Source organism: Pelosinus sp. UFO1, assembly GCF_000725345.1.
GTDB lineage: Bacteria > Bacillota > Negativicutes > DSM-13327 > DSM-13327 > Pelosinus.
On the sequence record NZ_CP008852.1, the window covers coordinates 2,501,993 to 2,523,799 of the forward strand.

A 21,807-nucleotide genomic window follows, 5' to 3' on the forward strand; every position below is an offset into this window, starting at 1 on the left:
TTAGTTGACTAATCACATCTTTTTTTATTTATTCAATGCTGTTATATATTGACTGCCACGTAGGATGGCCTGCTCATTCATCCATAATATTTCTGGTTTTTTTGCGAAAATCTTCGCAAATGCTTTTATTACCGACTCAGATTGTATAGTACCAATTGCGGTCACTAATGCACCTAGAATTACCATATTAGATACCCTGCTATTATTAAATTCCAAAGAAATCTCATTCGCAGGAATTTGATAAACCCTAAGATCTGTTCTTGTAGTATTCCATTCTACAAGAGAGCTATTAATAATTAGAATTCCTCCCGGTTGTATAACTGTTTCAAACTTTTCAATAGAAGGTAGATTCATAGCAACTACTGCTGTTGGCTCTGATACAGTAGGTGCACCTATGGGATTTTCCGATATAATAATTGAACAATTAGCGGTTCCGCCACGCATTTCTGGGCCATAGGAAGGTATCCATGATACTTGCTTATTTTCTAACATTCCAGCATATGCCAGTAATTGTCCCATTAACATAATTCCCTGACCACCAAATCCAGAGATTATAATTTCTTCTGTCATTTTACCACCTCTTCTGGTGCCTTAAATATACCTAAAGGATAATATGGGATCAAATTCTCTTCCAACCAAGTAGCCGCTTCAACAGGACTCTTCCCCCAGTTTGTTGGACAAGTTGATAATATTTCTACCATCGTAAAACCTTCACCACGTAGTTGAATTTCAAAGGCCCTCTTGATTGCCTGTTTTGCTTTTGACATATTAGTTGGATTATTTACAGCTACACGAGCAATAAATTTAGCCCCATCAATTGTCGAAAGCATTTCAGATATACGAATTGGCATACCAGAGTTTTCTAAATTACGACCATATGGCGAGGTTGTCGTCACTTGATTCACCAATGTGGTTGGTGCCATTTGACCACCAGTCATGCCATAAATAGCGTTATTCACAAAAATAGTAGTAATCTTCTCCCCACGCGCTGCAGCATGCACAATTTCACCGCAACCAATAGCAGCTAAATCTCCATCTCCTTGATAGGTAAAGACAGTAGCATCACTATGTACACGTTTAATTCCTGTTGCTACAGCTGGCGCGCGACCATGAGCGGCCTGAAACATATCGATCGTAAAATATTCATAGGCCAATACGGAACAACCAACTGATGCTACACCAATTGCTTTGTCACGCACCCCAAGTTCATCAATCACTTCAGCTACTAATCTATGTATAATACCATGATGACATCCAGGACAATAATGAGTCGCCATATCTTTTAATGTCTGGGGTCTGGTAAATAACTTTTGTGACACACTATAGCCCCCCTTTTCCATACATAATATTGACTATTTGCTCATATATCTCTTTGGGACTCGGCATCATTCCACCCATCCTACCGTAAAAATAAACAGGCTTAGCACCGTTTACAGCTAACCTTACATCCTCTACCATTTGACCTGCACTCAGCTCTACTGTCAAAAATGCTTGGGCTCTAATAGCAAGCTTAGAAATTACCAACTCGGGAAACGGCCATAATGTAATCGGGCGAAGTAACCCTACCTTCATTCCTTTATTCCTTGCCATATCCATTGCAGAGCGTGCAATACGTGAAGTAATACCATAGGCAATCATTATCAGTTCTGCATCCTCTGTATTGATTGCTTCATAGCGTACTTCTTTACTACGAATCTCCTTATACTTTTCTTGTAAATGAATATTATGCTTTTCTAAATTTTCTGGCTTTAGGTGTAGAGAATTAATAATGTTTGGATCTTTACGTCCCCTTAACCCAGTCGCAGCCCAAGGTTTCGACACGATATTTTTTGTCTTTATCATAGTAAGGTCGACAGGTTCCATCATTTGCCCTAATGCCCCATCCCCTAGAAGCATTACAGGATTACGATATTCATCGGCAAGCTCAAAGGATAGTACGGTAATATCCGCAAGCTCTTGTACTGAATTCGGTGCTAAAACGATATTACGATAATCTCCATGTCCGCCACCCTTAGTTGCTTGAAAATAATCACATTGTGACGGTTGAATACTACCAAGCCCTGGTCCACCACGCATTATATTAACAATTACACAAGGTAATTCTGCTCCAGCAATATAGGAAATCCCCTCTTGCTTTAAACTTATACCTGGACTCGACGAAGACGTCATGGCTCTAGCACCTGCCCCAGCAGCACCATACACCATATTAATGGCAGCTACTTCGCTTTCCGCTTGAACAAACACGCCTCCAATGTTAGACATTCGTTTTGACATATATTCAGTCAATTCTGTCTGGGGAGTTATGGGATAGCCAAAGTAATGCCGACAACCGGCAATAATTGCTGCTTCCCCGATAGCTTCATTCCCCTTCATCAAAATCTTTTCTGCCATAGTAAAATCCCTCCCCAATCTTTCTTACTCTTTATGAATCTCAATAACTATATCGGGACACGCCTTGGCGCAAAGCAAGCAACCAATACATTTTTTTTCATTTACGCATGTTGCAGGCAAATACCCTCTACTATTAACATGCGCCCCAGCTCTAAGTATTTTTGTTGGGCATACAACAATGCATAGTCCACAACCTTTGCATCGTTCTTCTCTAAACACTGGCCTAGGCATATTTTTACCCCCATTCTATTAAGTTGACCATCTCTTTATATAATGCGTAAGATAGTCATTCTGCTAGTAATTATATATTCTACTATACTACTAGTCTTTTAGGTATTGGATGTTATTAACTACCCACTATTTAAATACAGTATATTGATAAAAAACCCTGCATATTTTGTTGTTTTTTTAAAAATTATAGCAAAAAGACTTGTATCAACTCTGCTAGAGAGCTAATACAAGTCTTAATTCTTTTCAACTACTATTTAATTATTTCGACGTTACCACCATTTTTGCACATAGCCGCATTGGCTTCATCTGTATCAATGTGCATTTCTAAACAGAAACTTTCATGCACTCTAATCAATACATTTTCAAAAACCAGACCACGTTCACCATCACAACGTACCTTTACAATATCTTTATCCTTCACACCAAATTTTTCGGCATCAGTAGTATTCATATGAATATGACGCCCTGCAGCTATGACCCCTTCTTTGATTTCCACTGTTCCTTTTGGACCAACTACAGTAATGCCAGCAGAGCCTTTTGTATCTCCTGAATCACGGACAGGAATGCTTATTTTAAGTTTTAATGCATCAGTAAGAGCAATTTCCACCTGTGTTTGGTTACGTACAGGCCCTAAAATCCGAACGTTTTTAAATGAAGATTTCTCAGTAACCAAATCTACTGTCTCATTAGCAGCAAATTGCCCTAATTGAGATAAATCTTTCTTAACTGTTAGTTGATAACCTTCACCATATAAAACATCCAAATCCGCTTGTGATACGTGTATATGACGTGCTGAAATACCTACTGGAACTTTTGTTTCTAACATTGCTATAAACACTCCTTCTAAAAAATATATATTTTATAATATAACTAAATATATTATACACATAAAAAATCCATAGACGACTATTCAATAATTTCTGAAAAGTATATTACGGTTACGGTATCACTTAATGTGAAAGTCTTATCATATATACTATGTAAAAAAATCATCAAATCGTCAACTGTGGCAATATCAGGATTTTCCCCTTGCAAATCCTCTTTCGTTAATTGGGATATAGGCTTTACTAGTACTCTGTCAATAACACCAGTATATATTTTCTTTTTCTGGGCAAAACGTTTACCAACTGTTACCCAAATAATATCCCCTTCAGTATATTTATGGGTCTTATCACCACGACGAATCGTACAGGTTTTACGCCGGCATACTAGTTGGCTATGATAATTAGATGAATAAAAATTTAAAGCACGCATTATTCACTCCCCCTTAAACAAATAATGTTAATCTATTTAAAAGTATGTAATCCACATAATGCTATTATTCGTTATATTTTCATATAAATCCTTTTGAATTCATCTAAGTTATAAAATAAAACGTAATGTCAGATTTGTTATTTAATAAGGCGTATGCCACGTTTATTTGCTTCATACATCACTTGCTCTTCATCAATAGTAGTCAAAGATCTGTTATCAAGAAGAATCTGTCCATCAACTATCACCGTATGAACATCTCCAGCTCCTGCAGAATAGGCAAGTAGGGAGCTCCTATCATGACGAGGATACCAATGAGGTGCATGCATATTAAATAAGGTAATATCTGCTTTAAAGCCAGGCTCAATTCTACCTGTTACTTTACCAAGTCCTAATGCTTGCGCTCCACTGCTTGTAGCCATCTCTACAGCCGTTTTTGCAGGGATGAGTAAAGGATCTAGTGCATGTACTTTATGCAGCATAGCAGCCAATCTCAATTCTTCTAACATATCTAAATTATTGTTACTTGCAGCACCATCTGTACCTAACCCAATACATAACCCTGCAGAAAGCATAGCAGGTATTGGAGCAATGCCACTAGCCAGCTTCATATTACTTCCTGGATTATGAGCAACTCTAACATTCGCTTGCTTCATAAGGGCAATATCATGATCTGATACATGTACACAGTGAGCAGCTAACACACCACATTCAAATAGACCTATGTCCTTCATTAACTCAATGGGAGATTTCCCATGATTTTTTTTACATTCATCCACTTCTCCAATCGTTTCAGACAAATGAATATGAATTTCAGCCCCCAAGCGTTGTGCTAAAGAAACTACCCGCTTTAAATATTCCGGTGGGCAAGTATAGGGAGCATGAGGACCAAGCATCACAGTAATACGCCCATCAGCGGCATTATGATACTGATGAAAAAAATCCTCGCTTTCTGTTAATGCTTGTTCAGCATTTGGTGCCACCCCTGCCATACCTCTAGCTAATACTGCTCTTATACCGCTCTCAGCTACAGCTTTGGCTACTTGTGGCATATGAAAATACATATCAGAAAAAGTAGTAGTACCTGATTTAACCATTTCGGCAATTGCAAGCAATGTACCCCAGTATACGTCTTCAGCTACTAGATTCCCCTCAGCTGGCCAAATTTTATTTTGTAGCCAATCCATCAGCATCATATCATCAGCGTAACTCCGAAAGAGACTCATAGCTGCATGGGTATGAGTATTTACAAAACCTGGTACTGCTAATTTATTCGTGCAGTCAATAATTTTATCAGCTTGCCAAGTAGCTGGTATTTCACCTACTTGAAAAATGATTGACCCATCTATTGCAATATCTGCAGATTTAACTATACCATCTTGCCCTAATATTTCTGCATTTCTTAATAAAATCTTTGCCATTAGACCGTCCTCCCTTGTTGCCGCTTACTATAATATTCAACATAGAACTTATGCATCACGTCTATATCTCCATTAGTTAAAAGTTGTGCACCACCTATTTGATTCGCATATATATAAATCTGTGCAGCCTTCTCAACTAACTCGCAAGCTAACATGGCTTCATCAAGTGTCTGTCCACAGCCTACCACCCCATGATTTGCCATCAAAACTGCATTTTTATTTCCCAGTGTTTTTACAATGTTTTGTGCAAGTAGTTCCGTTCCTGGCAAAGCGTATGCGGCAACATCTACACTCCCCCCAGTCAATTGAACTAAATCTTCAATTATTGGGGGTATGCTTTTATGGGCCACGGCACAAGCGCTAGCAAAAACACTATGTGTGTGAACGATAGCCTGTATATCAGTACGAGCTTGGTATATTGCCAAATGCAGCGGCAGTTCTGACGAAGGCTTAAATTGTCCTTCTACTATTGTACCTACTGCGTCAACAACGACAATGTCATCAACTGTAATTTCGTGATACCTTTTTCCTGAAGGAGTGACAGCTACCCATTTTGTTTCAGGTATCCGTACACTTATATTCCCCCAAGTACCAGCAACAAGTCCCTTATCTACCAAAGCTTGCCCACCTTGTAACACTTCAGATTTAATCTTAGTAATAGGATGCACTCGCCAACCACTCCTTAGCTCTTAGTCCTGGCCTAAATAAGCTTTTTGTTCATCCGTTAATGTGTCAATGCGAATGCCTAAGGCTTGTAATTTCAACCTAGCTACCCTTGCATTTACTTCATCTGGAAAATTAAATACTTCATTTGGCATTTCCTTATGATGCTCTAAAATATGTAATACTGCAAGAGCTTGCATTGCAAAAGATAAATCCATGATTTCAGTTGGATGTCCGTCACCTGCAGCCAAGTTAACCAATCGCCCTTCAGCTAAGAGATATATTTTACGTTTGTCAGCCATAACAAATTCTTCAATATTCTTACGCACTGTGCGTTTAGAAACCGCTAGGTCTTCCAAGTGCTCCTTATTAATTTCAAGATCAAAATGTCCAGCATTTGCTAAAATAGCTCCCGATTTCATCACAGCAATATGTTCACCACAAATAACATGCTTACAACCAGTTAGTGTTACAAAAATATCACCAAACTTGGCTGCTTCTTCCATAGACATGACTCTAAATCCATCAAATACTGCTTCAATTGCTTTTATCGGATCAACTTCTGTGATGATTACATTTGCACCTAGTCCTTTTGCCCTCATGGCCACACCTTTGCCACACCAACCGTAACCTGCTACTACAACTGTTTTCCCTGTAACGGTTAAGTTCGTTGTACGCATAATTCCATCCCAGGTTGATTGTCCAGTTCCATATCGGTTATCAAATAAATATTTACAATAAGCATCGTTTACAGCTATCATTGGAAACTTCAAACGTCCTTCAGCTGCTAAGGATCGTAAACGAATAACACCTGTTGTCGTTTCTTCCGATCCACCTAGAATATTGGGTAATAATTCACTTCGTTCCCCATGCAATAAAGATACTAAGTCACCACCATCATCAACAATAATATCTGGTTTTGTATCTAAAGCTTTATGTAAAAAAGTCTCGTATTCTCCCTCTGTTGTATTATACCAAGCAAAAACCTTAATACCTTTTTCAACTAACGCTGCTGCTACATCATCTTGAGTAGATAATGGATTACTCCCCGTAACAGTAACATTTGCCCCAGCATTTTGTAAAACCAATGCCAAATAAGCAGTCTTTGCTTCTAAATGCATAGTTACAACTATGTTTTTACCACGTAAGGGCTTACTTTTTGACAAATCCTCATTTAATACATTTAAAACCGGCATAAATTCCTTAACCCAGTTTATTTTATCATGTCCTTGTGGCGCTAATTTTATATCTCTAATCATAGATTCCATTTTACAGCACTCCTTTTAACTTTTGTTGTATTTTAAGAATTTCCTCATTGTAAGGTTGTTTTAAAACTCCATATTCAGTTATAATTGCTGAAACTAGTGCATTTGGTGTCACATCAAAGGCTGGATTAAAAACATCCACTCCTTCTGGAGCCGTCGAAATACCAGCAAAATTTGCTACTTCTGCAGCGCTTCGTTCTTCTATTGGAATATCAAACCCACTCTCCATTGCAAAATCAAAGGTAGATATCGGCGCTGCGACATAAAAAGGTATATTATGTTCTTTTGCCAGTACTGCTACACTGTAGGTTCCAATTTTATTAGCTACATCACCATTAAGAGTAATTCTATCCGCCCCTACAATAACAGCTTGCACCATATTTTTTTTCATTACCCAGCCTGCCATATTGTCAGTAATTAAAGTAACAGGAATATTTTCTTGCATTAGCTCCCAAGCAGTTAATCGAGATCCTTGAAGTAAGGGACGCGTCTCATCCGCGTACACCCTATTAATCTTTCCTTCGGAAAAAGCCTGGCGAATTACACCTAAGGCCGTACCAAGGCCAGCAGTTGCTAATGATCCAGCATTACAATGGGTAAGTATTGAAACAGGTTCATTAAATAACTGAGCACCATATTGAGAAATTTTATAATTCATTTCACGATCTTCAGTAGCAATTGCAATAGCCTCTTGTTCTAACTTTAAAACAAGATCAGTAAGATCGCTTAACTTATCCGATTTATTAACAACTGACAACATTCTCTCTATAGCCCAAAATAAGTTTACAGCGGTAGGTCTTGTTTGCCTTAATTCTTCAGCTACTTCCTCAATACCAGCAAAAAAATCCTGACTGTTACAAAGTTCTTTTGCTCCTAGTACGAAGCCAAATGCCGCTGCTGCACCAATCGCTGGTGCTCCCCGTACTTCCAATCGCTTAATTGCTTCTGCTACCCTACGATAATTATGACATTCAATATATTCTGCTGAATTAGGCAGCAGGGTCTGATTTAGTAAAAGCAAAGATTTATTCTTCCATTCCATTGTCTGTAACAAATTACCACATCCTTTATAGTTTAAAGCCGCCGTATTCGGCTAATGCCTGCTGACAACTACAATCTAAGGTAGTATCGATTAAAAGGATTGTATTCATAAGTAACTTCTTAAGCTTTTCTGTATTTTCATTCATAATTTCAATAACTTCACCGTAAGTTATGGGCTTTGGCGAAATACCTGCCGCATAATTCGTAACCATAGCAATCGTAGAATAACACATTTCGGCCTCACGAGCCAATATAACTTCCGGTACATTTGTCATACCTACCAAGTGCCCCCCCATTTGAGCATACATGGCAATCTCAGCTGGAGTCTCGAAACGAGGTCCTTCTGTACAAACATAAGTCCCAGAAGAATGGATAACAATGCCGATCTTTTGCGAGACTGACAACAAGGTTTCCCGCAAAGTTAAACAATAGGGACTTGTTAAATCAACATGGACAACTCCTTTGTCGCCACCTTCATAAAAAGTACTCTTTCTAGTTTTAGTAAAATCAATAAACTGATCAATTAAAACGAAATCTCCCAACTTCATTGCAGTGTTTAATGAACCAACTGCAGCTGTAGCCAAAATTTTCTTTACTCCAATTTTTTTCATAGCCCAAATATTTGCTTGGTAATTAATTAAGTGAGGTGCAATGGAATGCTTACTACCATGTCGTGGAATAAAAGCAATACTCCTCCCGGCAAAATCTCCAACCTTGTAAGAAACTAAACCATAAGGAGTTTTGATTTCATCTTGACGTACATTTTCCAAAATAGTAGGATCGTATACTCCTGTTCCACCAATAATTGCGATATTTATCATTTTTTGTCACCTACCTACCTTTTTGTACTGTTAACTAGATATTTTCTATTATAAACTAGTGAACTATTTAATGCCACAAATCGGTAATAAATCAGACATATTCCCCAGTATGTAGTCTGGTTCTTCAACTAAAATTGTTTCCCAAGCAACTCGCGACCACCGCACAGCAGCCGTTTTCACATTAGCTTGTCTAGCACTTATCAAATCAAAAGAGCTATCACCTACCATCAAGCATTCCTCTGGTTCAACTTGCAATTTGGATAGCGCTGCGAGGACAGGTTCTGGATGAGGTTTATGATTCTGACACTGATCTGCACCAATAATAACTGAGAAATAATGATCGAGATTAAACAATTTTAAGCCGCGTAAGGCTGTACTTTCTGTCTTCGATGTAACAATAGCCATAACAATCCCCGCCTCATATAACGATTGTAGTGCCTCTACTACTCCATTAAAAGTGGTAATCATTTGATCATGATTCTTTAAACTATATTCCCTATAAGTCTTAATCAATTCTTCCACTTGATCCGGACCTAAATATTCCATTGCAGTGCGTAGTGTTTTACCAAAAAACTCATAAATCTCACTATCAGCAAGTTCCCTATTATAATGTTTTCGAAAAGTATGCTTAAAAGAGCTAATAATTAAATCGGATGTGTCAAGAACAGTTCCATCTAAATCAAATAACACTGCTTTATATAACAAAAGTAGCCCCCCATTATGCTATATTATAACCTAAAAGAAAAAGAGGCTCAAAGCCCCTTTTACATGTTTCTTCTAGTTTTATAGAAACATTACAAGTTTACTCCTACTATACCACCCAAAATTCCAACTGCAATCCCGGCCATAACCTTATTTGCTAAAACAAATGGTGAAATAGATTCTTGACTCATTTCCATACCGATACCTACAGAAATTAAAACATAGATGAATCCAATCATAATGCCGATAACCATTCCCCTAGATGAAGCTTTTTGTGTGGCATACACACTACCAATAAAAATACTAACCATAGTTACCCCAACCATAACATACTGCATATAATTATCAATATATGTATTCTCGGTCACTAAACTGACGAGAGACAGAAAAAGAGTACAGACCAGTGAAGTTATTATACTAACAAAAACTCCCTTAACTATCAATGAAGCCATTCCTGGTCCCTGGGGTGTGGTATTGAATCGTGTCCGCCTAACATATTTAGACACAGGACTATTCCCTCCCTAAAATAGGTATTCCTAGAATTGCTATTGTAATTTTATGCAGTGTAGGATTAATTATGCCTATATTATAGAATTTATAATATATTCAAATAAAAATTATTATAAATTCCAACTTTTTAATATATCCATAATGCCATAATTAGTTAGGTCAAAATGAATTGGTGTAATCGAAATTTTTGACATGTTCACAGCAACAATATCACTATCCGGATCATTTTCATTTTCGACAATGTTACCACCCATCCAATAGTAGGTGCGCCCTCTAGGGTCACGTCTAGGTTCAAAAATATTTGCATACTCCCTTACACCCAATTTAGTGACTGCTACGCCATCAATTTGTTCTGTTGGGAGTGCAGGTACATTAACATTCAATAAAGTATTTGGTGGTAATGAGCGTCGAGCTATATTCTGTATTAATTTGCTCGTATATTCAGCCGCTGGTGTAAAGTCATAAGATTCCCAAGAATCAAGTGAGACTGCCACTGATGGTACGCCATGCAAAGCACCTTCTATTGCAGCACTCACTGTTCCAGAATATAATACATCTGTGCCGAGATTAGGACCATGATTAATTCCCGATATTACAAAATCTTGTTTTTCACTAATTAAAGTTTCTAAAGCAATCTTTACACAATCGGCAGGAGTACCACCTATACGCCAGCCACAAAGGGAAGAACCTTCAGAACAATATTTATCTACCCGTATAGGGCTATGTACAGTAATCGCTTGGCTAGTAGCACTACGTTCACTATCTGGTGCCACTACTACGACTTCGGCTATCTTAGAAAGTTCTTTCCAAAGAGCTTGAATACCAGCTGCATCAATTCCATCATCGTTTGTTAATAAAATACGCAAACCTATCCCCCCACATTCATTATAGTTGCCCGATGAATTTATGTGTTTGCGGAATAACCCGTACATCATTTAAGGAACTAAGGGCTTGTTCTTGGTATAACAATACTGTATCCGGTTTAACCCCTTCGCAATTGTTAATAGGCGTCACCGGTTGTATTATTAATGGAATATTTTTATCAACGCTTGCTATCAAATTTACAGCCTTGAGAAACTCCGTTGTATTGGTACTACCTGTAACTACTATTTTAACAAAAACATTTCGAGTAGCAGCTAAACGTAAGAATTCACTATGCTCTTGCCACATTTCTTGTCGAATTATACTAGGTAACTTTATGTCCATACTAATGATATCAATATGTGGCAAAACAAGTTCCAATTCATTAGGTAATGTACCATTGCTTTCTAAATAAATACGCCCCTTTATTTGGGGGAGGATTTCAGCAAGAACCTTTGCTTGACATAAAGGTTCTCCACCGGTAAAACTAACAGAATGGTGAGGTATTACTAACAAGCTATTAATATAGTTTGACAACTCTATCACTGAAATTGGATTTACAATTGTCTGAAAATCGCGCCTGCCAGCCGTCTTTTCTATCTGAGCCGCGTTCACCATAGTTCTTGAGGAAGGTGTATCGCAAAATTCACACTCTAGATTACAACCTGCTAAACGCACAAATACTTGTCGATAGCCAACAAATTGTCCTTCCCCTTGAATCGAAGAAAATATTTCCACTACGTTTACGTTTTGAGACACAACTAAGCCTCCTGGGTATAAGCCGCTGCTGAATTCGGCGATTCCCATACTCTAACGGAACGTAATTTTACATCCGGATTAAAAACTGCTGTTTCAGCCAGCTTTTCATATATGTATTGGGCAAGGTTTTCTGCCGTAGGGTTTATTTTGCAAAATGGCTCAATTTCATTAAGATAATAATGATCTAAATTTAGCATAATATCATTTACTGCTGCCTTTAAATCACCAAAGTCGATTAACATTCCTAATTCATCTAGTTTACTACCATAAATATTTACTTCTACCTTCCAATTATGACCATGTATGCGGCTGCACTTTCCTGGATAATTTCTAATACAATGAGCAGCTTCAAAATTAACTGCAATTGTTAATTCAAACATTACGTTATCCTCCTTGTTTTTACAATAATTAATAATACTACATAGATTTAATATTATAAGAAAAACTAAAAATTATTATGATTAATAAACTATTCAAAATTCTAGTCATCTTAATTAAAACTTTATATTCAGTATGTGTAAAAAAAGATGAGTATATTACTCATCTTTTATTTAACAGCTTGCTTGCCTAAAAAATCTTCTTTAGTGAATTCATTTTTTTGTGTTAGCAATACATCCTTATAACTAATGCTCCGTGTATGCTGAGTATGGCTCCACTCACGATCATTACGATGTATAAAACCTAAAATAGTAATAGGTATCCAACTATAAACAAAAAGTGGATAAAAAATCAAATACCACCAAGATTTCCCTTTAGCACCAATTTGCGCTAAGACAAGTACTGGAAATAAGTATTGACCAACACCTATCGCTGTCATAACTTCTACAGGCAATACTTTGTTTATAATATTAGTATAAAAGGGGAAGATGGTATATACATAGCTCATTAAAACAAAACTAGTCGATAAGATTAAAAAATAGGGTTGAAACAAATGTAATACTCCATCTAATATTCTAATATCACGTTGTTTAATTCCCTCATATAGCATACTTGGAATATATCTACCAGCTATATCAAAATGTCCTTGCGCCCAGCGTTTACGTTGCCGCCAAGACTGTTCAAAGGTTAATGGCTTTTCATCATATACAATGGCATCATGTGCCCAGGTGGTCGGAATTCCTTTAAGCAGTACCTTCATTGTAAATTCCATGTCTTCGGTAAGGCAGGTTGCTCCCCAACCAAACTTACGCAGTACTTCAGTAGATATACACATACCAGTGCCACCAAGAACACTTGATAACCCAATATTATATTTCGCTAAATGCCAAATATGGTTGACTACCCAAAATGAAATAGCAAAGGTACCTGCAATCCAGGTATCATGAGGATTTTTAGAATCAAGATATCCCTGAATTACTTTTTCACCTTTACATAATCGATTGTTCATTTCTAACAGAAAATTTCGATCCACTAAATTATCCGCATCAAATATAACTACACCATCATAATTACGTTGCAATTTAAAAAGCTTTGCAAACATCCACTCCATGGCATACCCTTTACCACGTTGTTCTAGGTTAAATCGTTCATAAACAATTGCACCTGATTTTCGAGCAATTTCTGCTGTATTATCTTTGCAATTATCAGCAATAACAAAAATATCATATAGCTCACGAGGATATTTTAATACATGGAGATTTTCCACTAATTGCCCAATTACCTGTTCCTCATTATGTGCAGCGACAATAACAGCAAAGCTGTTTTTAGGTGTCAAAATTTTGATTTCTTTTTTGCGCCATATACCAAAAAAAGCGATAATAAAATAATATAAAGTAAAAAATACTATAATAAGTTGTAACGGGATCATAATATAGTCAGAAATATAATTCATGGATTTTTCTCCTTTAAAGCCTGTTTTTTAAAGTATATCTAGTATACTTTAACTTAAAACACACATAACATTCTAATTCTAATTCCAATAGATTGTCAAGATAAGAATCTTTTCTTATAACATTATAGTTCCTAAAATCACAAAAAAATAAGCATCCAATAATGCGGATACAATTATTTTTTCAATAATAGGATTACGTAACAGATTTAGAATCGAATAACCCAAAAACAGTATTCAGAATCCCAAATAAAGCATATGCAAAAAATGGTGAAAATAGGATTGCATCTTTTGTGATAAAAAGAATATAGCCCGATATAAAAATCGTTATTATAGCTGGAATAATTCTAATTTTTTCACCTTTGCCTTTAAAGTCAGGATATTTTATCGTACTAACCATCAAGTAAGCAAAGATAGTAACTATTATTGGAAATATCCATCCCTCAGGTTTAATCCCAAGCATAATAAATGTAGCTACTACACAACCAGCTGCTGGAATTGGTAATCCCATAAAATATCCTTTGACCGTGCCTGCATTAACATTAAAACGTGCTAAACGTAATGCACCACAAGTTGCAAAAAACGCAGCAACAATATATCCAATAATACCAAAATCTTTTAATAAAAAGGCATATGCTAAAATTGCAGGCGCTACACCAAATGATACTAAATCACACAAAGAATCTAACTCTTTGCCAAACTCACTACTCACCTTTAAATATCTAGCTACTCTACCATCTAATCCATCGCTAATCATTGCTGCCACGACAAATAATGCTGCTCGATAGAACTCACCATTAAAGGTAGAAATAATTGCACATACACCTAAGACCAAATTTAAAGCTGTCAAAGCATTTGGAATTATGCTTCTCATTGTAACAACCTCCCTATAACTGTCTCGCCACCCTTAACTCTGTCACCTTTTTTTACAAGGATTTCTACTGTTTTAGGTACAATCACTTCTGTACATGATGCAAATTTTATCAAACCATATCGCTCACCCAGCTGCAAAATACTCCCAAGCGTAACCCAAGAAACAATACGCCTAGCTAAAATACCAGCTATCTGTGTTACTAATACTTTCATATTATCATTTTCTATTCCTATAGAGTGACGTTCATTTTCACACCCTACAGATTCCTTATAGGCAGGTCGAAACCGTCCACAAGTGTATTGCTGAAATTTTATTTCACCGGCAATAGGACTGCGATTTACGTGTACATCAAAAACCGATAAAAATATGGTCACCTTAAGGCCTACTTGATTTAAGAATTGGTCATCGTAAACTTCACAAACACTCATTACCTTACCATCTGCAGGTGATAAAACTAGACTATTATCATAAGGAATCTTCCTCTTAGGATTACGAAAAAAGAAAGTAATAAATCCCATTAAAACAGCAGGGATAATACTCCAATATGGATCGACAGTTACATAAATTACTACCGTAATAATAGCAAGAACAACAATGTATATGTAACCCTCTTTAACTATAGGCGCTTTAACCATTTATCCACCCCATCTTACTAACCATTTTTTTGTGCAAAACAACTGAGTTCACTTCATATTCTTTTTGCATTATGTATCCTGCATTTTGTGCTTTTTACTAGCTACTACCTTCATAACAAAACGTGGTAAAGCCAGCATACGGATTGCACGTTTAGGCTCTGACAATAATCGGAACAACCATTCTACATTAGCATGTTGCATCCAAACTGGTGCCCGACGTACAACTCCAGCCATTACATCAAATGTTCCACCTACTCCAATTGATACAGGAACATTTATTTGCTCTTTATATTCATTTAACCACTTTTCTTGTCTTGGTACACCTAAAGCAACTAATAATATATCTGGCTGACAAGCTCGAATGTCATTTATAATATCAGGTTCTTCTTTTTTAGTAAAGAAGCCATTACGTGTACCGACAATTTGTACACCTGGATAACGCTCTTGTGCTATCTGCTTCGCTTTTTCAGCGATACCAGGCGCTCCACCAAGCATATAAATCGTATATTTTTCTTTAGTAGCTTCAACTAACAAATTTTGTACTAAATCGAATCCAGCCACACGTTCTGGCATGCTATCACCTTGGTAACGTGCCGCCCAAACCACCCCTGCACCATCAGGTACAACCAAATCTGCATGATTAATAATATCCGCTAATTGTTTATCTTGATTAGCCATCATTATCATTTCTGCGTTAGGGGTGACAACTAGGTGGGACTTCTTTTGAAGAATAAATCCTTTAACTACATTTACTGCTTCTTTCATTGTCACAACATCAATCATCACATTTAAAACAGCTACTCTATTGCGCACTATACATATAGTCTCCTTACTATTTTAAAAATCAAACTTTTAAATTATCTAATATATTGTATCACACTATTACATGCTGGGCAATCGTGGTAACGGAAGTTTCCACCAAGGTGTTTTTTCTTTCTCCTTATCAGACGGCTCTGGTTTTTCCTTTGGTTGATTTTTAGGACGAATTTGGGTATCAATAACTATAGGTTCTGTTCCCTTAACAAAGGCACTGTACTCGATCTCTAAACACCCAGGTGTAGCCCTTTTACCAGAGTCCGTACAAATCGGTATATTAGTTACTACATTGGGGGGGATAATAAAAGTTGTCGGTTTAGTGCCACTGACTACTTGTGTCATCATTTTTCCCCACAATCCCGCTACCTGGGTACCTGAAATGCCTACTGGTGTCCTATTATCATTTCCAACATAAATGCCAACTAATAATTCAGGCGTGTAACCCATAAACCAGGCTGTTTCATAATTATCAGTTGTTCCTGTTTTACCAGCTGCCATACGCCCAATATTAGCAGGTGTACCCGTACCATCTTCAATGACACTTTGTAACATGTTTGTTAGAATATAGGCAACCTCGCTACTAAGTACAGATTGCTGTGTTATATGTGCCTCTTCTAACAACTGATCATTTTCATCAAGTACTTTCAAAATCGATATTGGCCTAGATACTATACCGCCATTTGCAAAAGCAGTATAAGCAGTTGCCATTTCAAACAAATTAACACCTTGTGTTAAGCCACCCAAAGCGGCAGCTAAATTATTATCTTGTGGAACCAAAGTGGTGATCCCCATATTCTTCGCCAAATCAAGTACTTTATCAATTCCCACCTGCTGTCCAAGCTTCACAGATGCTACATTGACTGATAAGCGAATTGCTTTTTTTAAGGTGATTGGTCCATGGAATTTTTTATCATAATTTTGTGGAGCATACCCGTTAATATTAATTGGTTGATCAATAATAACTGAATTGGCAGTCAATCCTTGACTAAGGGCAACAGCATATACGAATGGTTTAAAAGCAGAGCCTGGCTGACGTACTTCTACCATGGTTCTATTTAGTTGACTTTCTTCATAACTACGTCCACCTACCATAGCTTTGATATAACCCGTGCGAGGATCAAGTGCTAATACCCCACCTTGATACTGGCCTAAGACTGCTTCGGCCCCCTGCTGGACAACACTATCTAGTGTTGTATAAACTTTTAAGCCGCCCTTATATACCCGGTTGGCACCATACCGTCCAACAAGTTCATTTGCAACATAATCAAGAAAATAAGATGCCTGTACCACTCTTTTCTTTTTGCCGATTAATACGATAGGCTGTCTTTGTGCTTCTTCGGCTTGCTTTTGTGTAACATACCCTTCCTTCACCATACCCGCGAGGACAGTCTTCCTACGTTCCAAAGCTGCCTGATTATCAATATATGGCGAATAAAGATTTGGTCCACGTGGCAACCCTGCCAACAACGCACTTTCTCCTAACGTAAGCTCACTTGCATGTTTCCCAAAGTATACTTGAGACGCTGCTTCTACTCCATAGGCACCTTCACCAAAATATACTTGATTTAAATATGCCTGTAAAATTTCCTGTTTGGAAAACTTACGTTCAATGATAATAGCCCAAAAAGCTTCTTTTATTTTCCGTGTAAAAGTACGCTCCTGAGTTAAAAACATGTTTTTAGCTAGCTGTTGTGTTAACGTACTTCCCCCTTCTACTAAGCCACCTGACCGCAAATTAACCCAAATAGCACGAACAATACCGATAGGATCTATACCAATATGGTTAAAAAATCGACTATCTTCGTTAGCAACAATCGCTTGCTGCAGATAGGGAGATATATTATTTATTGAAACCACAATGCGATTTTCTTCAAACAATTTCGAAATAAGCTTTCCATTAGAATCAAAAACTTGGGTTGCTGCGACTAAATTTAAGTTTTCCAAAGAATCAATTTGTGGTGTAAAAAAAGCACATCCATTATTTGCAAATAGGCTTACAATCAGTATAACGATAATACATAAACGCTGCATTTCACCACTCCCTTCTTAGCTTTAGTATTCCAAATCTAGGCGAAATTTACGCGCAGGAATATACCCTTACATGTCGAATATGCAATTTATATGATAAATTTCGATAAATTTTTAAAATATAATTTACAGCAAAAGATTCAGGGGGAAATTATGGTAAAAAAGTATAGTCTATTTAGTATTTTTGGCCTTATTGTTATTATTTCATTTATTTGCTTCGTATCCACTCCTCTTTCACTTGCTATACCTGCCTTACAACAAACCTCTCCGCCGACCCCCGCTTCAGAAATAAGCTCTTCACCAGATGTGTACTATATTACGGAAACCGCGAATATTGTACCAACTAACGAAAAACCTGAGTATGATATTTTTACGAATAAAGAGCGAGAAGAACGACAATTATCAACTGTCTTACCAATAATTGAACCTTACTACGAAAGTAAAAGAGTATACTTAACTTTTGATGATGGCCCTGACCCGGAAAATACCCCCTTGGTTTTAGCCATTCTTAAGGAAAACAACATAAAAGCAACTTTTTTCTTAGTCGGAACAGAAATTGAAAAATATCCTGATATTGTAAAGCAAATCTTCATGGAAGGACATGCTATAGGTAATCACACTTATAACCACACTTACCGTGACTTATATCAATCGCCTACTACTTATACCGAACAACTAAATCTTAATGATACTATCATTAAGAATATCCTAACTGTACGTCCTCGCATTTCTCGAGCACCCGGAGGTTCCGCTGGGCATTTTACTAAAGAATACTGGAGTGCTCTAAAGAGGCAAGGCTATATAGAAGTAGGATGGAATATTAGCTCGGGAGATGCTTCTGCTGCAAAAGCAAATGACATCCTCAATAATATAATGTATCAAACAACTAAAAACACTTTTTTATGGGATCACGCTATTGTGTTACTGCATGATGGGAGGGGACATGCTGAATCCGTCAAAGCATTACCTTCTGTTATTAAATTTTATAAAGAACAAGGTTTCCAGTTTCATGTTATAAACGCAAAGACACCGCCTGCCTGGTAAAGCATACGGTGTCTTTTTCTTTATCATAATAATTAGAAACTATAATTAGGTGATTCTTTCGTAATACTGATATCATGAGGATGGCTTTCCTTTAGCCCAGCTCCTGTAATGCGAATAAACCGAGTATTATTAATTAACTCCTCAATGGTATGCACACCACAATATCCCATACCAGCTCTAAGTCCACCCAACAATTGAAATGCCGTATCAGCCAATGTACCCTTATACGGTACGCGCCCCTCGATACCTTCTGGGACTAACTTGTCCATGTTCTCTTGAAAATAACGATCTTTACTGCCTTGTGCCATAGCCCCTAAAGATCCCATGCCACGATAAACTTTATAGCTACGTCCTTGGTAAATAACAGTCTCACCAGGGCTTTCTTCTGTTCCAGCAAACAAATTACCAAGCATAACAACACTAGCACCAGCAGCAATCGCTTTTACAACATCTCCAGAATATTTAATACCACCATCAGCAATAATCGGAATGTTATGTTCCCTAGCTATTTTTGCACAATTATACACGGCAGTTATTTGGGGTACACCAATACCGGCAACAATCCGAGTGGTACATATAGAACCAGGTCCAATACCAACTTTTACAGCATCAACCCCTGCCTCGATCAAGTCACGTGTCGCTTCTGCTGTAGCCACATTACCGGCAATTAAATCTACTTCAGGATACATCGATTTAATCTTTTTAACAGCTTCTATTACACCTTGCGAATGCCCATGGGCAGTATCTACTACAATAACATCTACTTTCGCAGCAACAATAGCCTCCACCCGTTCTAACATATCAGCCCCAACACCAATGGCAGCACCTACTAATAGTCTACCACGTTTGTCTTTCGCTGAATTAGGATATTTTTGTGCCTTTTCAATATCCTTAATTGTAATCAAACCTTTTAAATTACCGTCTGCATCTACTAATGGTAATTTCTCTATTCTATGTTTATGTAGCAATGCTTTAGCATCTTCTAAAGATGTTCCGACTGGAGCTGTAATAAGATGTTCAGTTGTCATACAATCATGTAATTTTCGAGTTAAGTCTGTTTCGAATCGCAAATCTCTATTTGTTAAAATACCAACTAATTTATCATTTTGGGTAACAGGAACACCTGATATGTGATATTTTTCCATTAAGTTTTGGGCATCTTGCAACGAATTCTCAGGGGATAAAAAAATAGGATCAACAATGATTCCATGCTCTGAGCGCTTTACCTTATCAATTTCACTTGCTTGCCTTTCTATTGGCATATTCTTATGAATGACACCAATACCACCTTCACGGGCAATAGCAATCGCCATACGCGCTTCTGTTACCGTATCCATGCCAGCGCTAATTATCGGTAAATTCAACTTAATATTCTTAGTTAAATATGTAGTAACATCAACATCTTTTGGTAAAACATCTGATTTTGCTGGTACCAATAAAACATCATCAAACGTCAAACCTTCTTGCATAAACTTATTTTCAAACATATATATACTCCTTTCGCACAATTAGGACAAGTTATTTCAAATATAATAACATATTTAAACTTACCTAATCTACTCTTTTTTATGCAAATTTAAAATAATATTGGTATTTCTATTTCTAAAAGTTATTAGATTTGCAAAAATAAAACTAATACTATAGAAAATAAAGAATCCTCATTGTATTTCAATGAGAATTCTTTATTACTTACTACGAAATATATTACTTATCTAACATTAAAACTCCAGCTTTTGCTATATTACTCTTAGCTGCGTCCCGAATAACAATTGTTACTGCATCAGCAGGACAATTGGCAGTTTCCGTAATTGCTTGTGTCACTTTTTTTGCCATTTCACGTTTTTGTTCAACGGTGCGTCCCTCTATCATATCAATTTGTACGATTGGCATAATCCATCCTCCTCATAAATTTTATATATTTCAATTCGCTATTAATCGTGAGATCCCTGCCATTTATTTCATTTTTTTAGTATTTAATCTTATTTTGATCTTTGTGCCGCTTATACCACCATAATCCTACGTATACACCAATTACTACTATGACTAATACGATTAGACGTGTCATGTTTTCCCCAGCAAAAACGATGTCGTGGCCAATGAGAACTTTAATAATCACTGGCGGTAATTTACCTAAAATAGTTGCTAGCATGAAATCTTTAAAACTAATGCGGCTTATCGCTGCAACAGCAGTAATAATCCCTGAAGGTGCTAAGGGGAGTAACCGAGCAATCAGCAAAGCCTTAAATCCGTTAGCAGCACTATAATCATCCACTTGTTTCAAATATTTGCTTTTTGTAATCCACCCCGCTATAATCTGCCTAAAAAAATAGCGTGCAAAAACAAACATAACGACTGCACCAATTACTTCTCCCGTCCATGAAATAACAATTCCCCAAAACAAGCCATAAATAATACCAGCTGCACCTGACAAAATCATAAAAGGAAATACAATTGTAAATGTCATAACAATAAATAAAATAATTGTTACAACAATTGACCATGCACCAAAACTTCGTAGATACTCTGCCAACGAAACAATATCGCCATGTTTAAGGATACTATATGAATGTTGAAAAAAAACTGGTTGCCAAAGATATGTTGCCCCAAGTAAAAAAATCAAAAACAGCCATCCGAAAAACCTAGCCATCCTAACCCTCCATGATACT

Annotated in this window: 25 protein-coding genes; 1 reads left to right on the top strand and 24 read right to left on the bottom strand. The window is 37.0% G+C overall.

Translation table 11 applies throughout. From position 1 onward, the window contains the following. Positions 1-24: 24 nt before the first annotated feature. The 21 genes from UFO1_RS11730 to UFO1_RS11830 form a co-directional block, all read right to left on the bottom strand. Positions 25-570, bottom strand: a complete 546-nt coding sequence (locus UFO1_RS11730; RefSeq protein ID WP_038670952.1) for a 2-oxoacid:acceptor oxidoreductase family protein — start codon at positions 568-570, stop codon at positions 25-27. Further along, entirely contained in the window at positions 567-1,277 is a 711-nt protein-coding gene (locus UFO1_RS11735; RefSeq protein ID WP_371256726.1) for a thiamine pyrophosphate-dependent enzyme, read from the bottom strand. The genes UFO1_RS11730 and UFO1_RS11735 overlap by 4 nt, the downstream gene beginning before the upstream one ends. A gap of 43 nt (positions 1,278-1,320) precedes the next feature. Then, positions 1,321-2,391 (bottom strand): 3-methyl-2-oxobutanoate dehydrogenase subunit VorB, encoded by a 1,071-nt coding sequence (locus UFO1_RS11740; protein WP_038670956.1) that lies wholly within the window; start codon positions 2,389-2,391, stop codon positions 1,321-1,323. A gap of 24 nt (positions 2,392-2,415) precedes the next feature. Beyond that, entirely contained in the window at positions 2,416-2,622 is a 207-nt protein-coding gene (locus tag UFO1_RS11745) for a 4Fe-4S binding protein (RefSeq protein ID WP_038670958.1), read from the bottom strand. Between the two features lie 250 nt (positions 2,623-2,872). Beyond that, positions 2,873-3,448 carry a phosphate propanoyltransferase gene (gene pduL / locus UFO1_RS11750; RefSeq protein ID WP_038670961.1) on the bottom strand — a complete coding sequence of 192 codons (576 nt, stop codon included), beginning with the start codon at positions 3,446-3,448 and terminating at the stop codon, positions 2,873-2,875. An 80-nt stretch (positions 3,449-3,528) separates the two neighbouring features. Continuing rightward, on the bottom strand, positions 3,529-3,876 hold the full coding sequence (locus UFO1_RS11755; protein WP_038670963.1) for an ASCH domain-containing protein: 348 nt from the start codon (positions 3,874-3,876) through the stop codon (positions 3,529-3,531). Between the two features lie 137 nt (positions 3,877-4,013). Beyond that, entirely contained in the window at positions 4,014-5,294 is a 1,281-nt protein-coding gene (locus UFO1_RS11760; RefSeq protein ID WP_038670965.1) for an amidohydrolase, read from the bottom strand. Then, positions 5,294-5,962 (bottom strand): class II aldolase/adducin family protein, encoded by a 669-nt coding sequence (locus UFO1_RS11765; protein WP_038670968.1) that lies wholly within the window; start codon positions 5,960-5,962, stop codon positions 5,294-5,296. The genes UFO1_RS11760 and UFO1_RS11765 overlap by 1 nt, the downstream gene beginning before the upstream one ends. 21 nt (positions 5,963-5,983) lie before the next feature. After that, positions 5,984-7,225 (bottom strand): adenosylhomocysteinase, encoded by a 1,242-nt coding sequence (locus UFO1_RS11770; protein WP_038670969.1) that lies wholly within the window; start codon positions 7,223-7,225, stop codon positions 5,984-5,986. A 1-nt stretch (position 7,226) separates the two neighbouring features. Next, a complete protein-coding gene (mtnA, locus tag UFO1_RS11775) occupies positions 7,227-8,276 on the bottom strand; it encodes an S-methyl-5-thioribose-1-phosphate isomerase (protein ID WP_038670971.1) in 1,050 nt (349 codons plus the stop codon). Positions 8,277-8,289: 13 nt separating this feature from the next. After that, entirely contained in the window at positions 8,290-9,084 is a 795-nt protein-coding gene (gene mtnP, locus UFO1_RS11780; protein ID WP_038670973.1) for an S-methyl-5'-thioadenosine phosphorylase, read from the bottom strand. A 63-nt stretch (positions 9,085-9,147) separates the two neighbouring features. Continuing rightward, positions 9,148-9,789 (bottom strand): pyrophosphatase PpaX, encoded by a 642-nt coding sequence (gene ppaX, locus UFO1_RS11785; RefSeq protein ID WP_038670974.1) that lies wholly within the window; start codon positions 9,787-9,789, stop codon positions 9,148-9,150. Positions 9,790-9,878: 89 nt separating this feature from the next. Beyond that, a complete protein-coding gene (locus UFO1_RS11790; RefSeq protein WP_038670976.1) occupies positions 9,879-10,292 on the bottom strand; it encodes a TIGR04086 family membrane protein in 414 nt (137 codons plus the stop codon). A gap of 114 nt (positions 10,293-10,406) precedes the next feature. Next, the gene (gene surE / locus UFO1_RS11795) at positions 10,407-11,162 is read right to left on the bottom strand and encodes a 5'/3'-nucleotidase SurE (protein ID WP_038670979.1); all 756 of its coding nucleotides are present in this window, start codon (positions 11,160-11,162) and stop codon (positions 10,407-10,409) included. A gap of 19 nt (positions 11,163-11,181) precedes the next feature. Then, entirely contained in the window at positions 11,182-11,916 is a 735-nt protein-coding gene (locus UFO1_RS11800; protein WP_038670981.1) for a 7-carboxy-7-deazaguanine synthase QueE, read from the bottom strand. Positions 11,917-11,918: 2 nt separating this feature from the next. Then, positions 11,919-12,296, bottom strand: coding sequence for a 6-carboxytetrahydropterin synthase QueD (gene queD, locus UFO1_RS11805; RefSeq protein ID WP_038670983.1), 378 nt, complete (start codon positions 12,294-12,296; stop codon positions 11,919-11,921). Positions 12,297-12,463: 167 nt separating this feature from the next. Next, a complete protein-coding gene (locus UFO1_RS11810; protein WP_038670985.1) occupies positions 12,464-13,747 on the bottom strand; it encodes a glycosyltransferase family 2 protein in 1,284 nt (427 codons plus the stop codon). Between the two features lie 193 nt (positions 13,748-13,940). Continuing rightward, positions 13,941-14,618, bottom strand: a complete 678-nt coding sequence (gene pssA / locus UFO1_RS11815) for a CDP-diacylglycerol--serine O-phosphatidyltransferase (protein ID WP_038670987.1) — start codon at positions 14,616-14,618, stop codon at positions 13,941-13,943. Next, the gene (locus tag UFO1_RS11820) at positions 14,615-15,253 is read right to left on the bottom strand and encodes a phosphatidylserine decarboxylase family protein (RefSeq protein WP_038670989.1); all 639 of its coding nucleotides are present in this window, start codon (positions 15,251-15,253) and stop codon (positions 14,615-14,617) included. The genes pssA and UFO1_RS11820 overlap by 4 nt, the downstream gene beginning before the upstream one ends. 69 nt (positions 15,254-15,322) lie before the next feature. After that, the gene (locus UFO1_RS11825; protein WP_038670991.1) at positions 15,323-16,066 is read right to left on the bottom strand and encodes a WecB/TagA/CpsF family glycosyltransferase; all 744 of its coding nucleotides are present in this window, start codon (positions 16,064-16,066) and stop codon (positions 15,323-15,325) included. A gap of 69 nt (positions 16,067-16,135) precedes the next feature. Further along, positions 16,136-18,100: a transglycosylase domain-containing protein gene (locus UFO1_RS11830; RefSeq protein WP_038670992.1), complete on the bottom strand. Its 1,965-nt coding sequence runs from the start codon at positions 18,098-18,100 to the stop codon at positions 16,136-16,138. A gap of 150 nt (positions 18,101-18,250) precedes the next feature. On the opposite strand from UFO1_RS11830, the gene UFO1_RS11835 reads away from it, so the two are divergent. Next, positions 18,251-19,141, top strand: a complete 891-nt coding sequence (locus UFO1_RS11835; protein WP_038670994.1) for a polysaccharide deacetylase family protein — start codon at positions 18,251-18,253, stop codon at positions 19,139-19,141. Positions 19,142-19,173: 32 nt separating this feature from the next. Here the strand turns inward: UFO1_RS11835 and guaB are convergent, their stop codons facing one another. From guaB to UFO1_RS11850, 3 genes are all read right to left on the bottom strand, one after another. Beyond that, positions 19,174-20,628, bottom strand: coding sequence for an IMP dehydrogenase (gene guaB, locus UFO1_RS11840; RefSeq protein ID WP_038670996.1), 1,455 nt, complete (start codon positions 20,626-20,628; stop codon positions 19,174-19,176). Between the two features lie 217 nt (positions 20,629-20,845). Then, positions 20,846-21,031 carry a 2-hydroxymuconate tautomerase gene (locus UFO1_RS11845; RefSeq protein WP_038670999.1) on the bottom strand — a complete coding sequence of 62 codons (186 nt, stop codon included), beginning with the start codon at positions 21,029-21,031 and terminating at the stop codon, positions 20,846-20,848. 76 nt (positions 21,032-21,107) lie between these two features. Beyond that, positions 21,108-21,788 (bottom strand): TVP38/TMEM64 family protein, encoded by a 681-nt coding sequence (locus tag UFO1_RS11850; RefSeq protein WP_038671001.1) that lies wholly within the window; start codon positions 21,786-21,788, stop codon positions 21,108-21,110. Positions 21,789-21,807 lie beyond the last annotated feature (19 nt).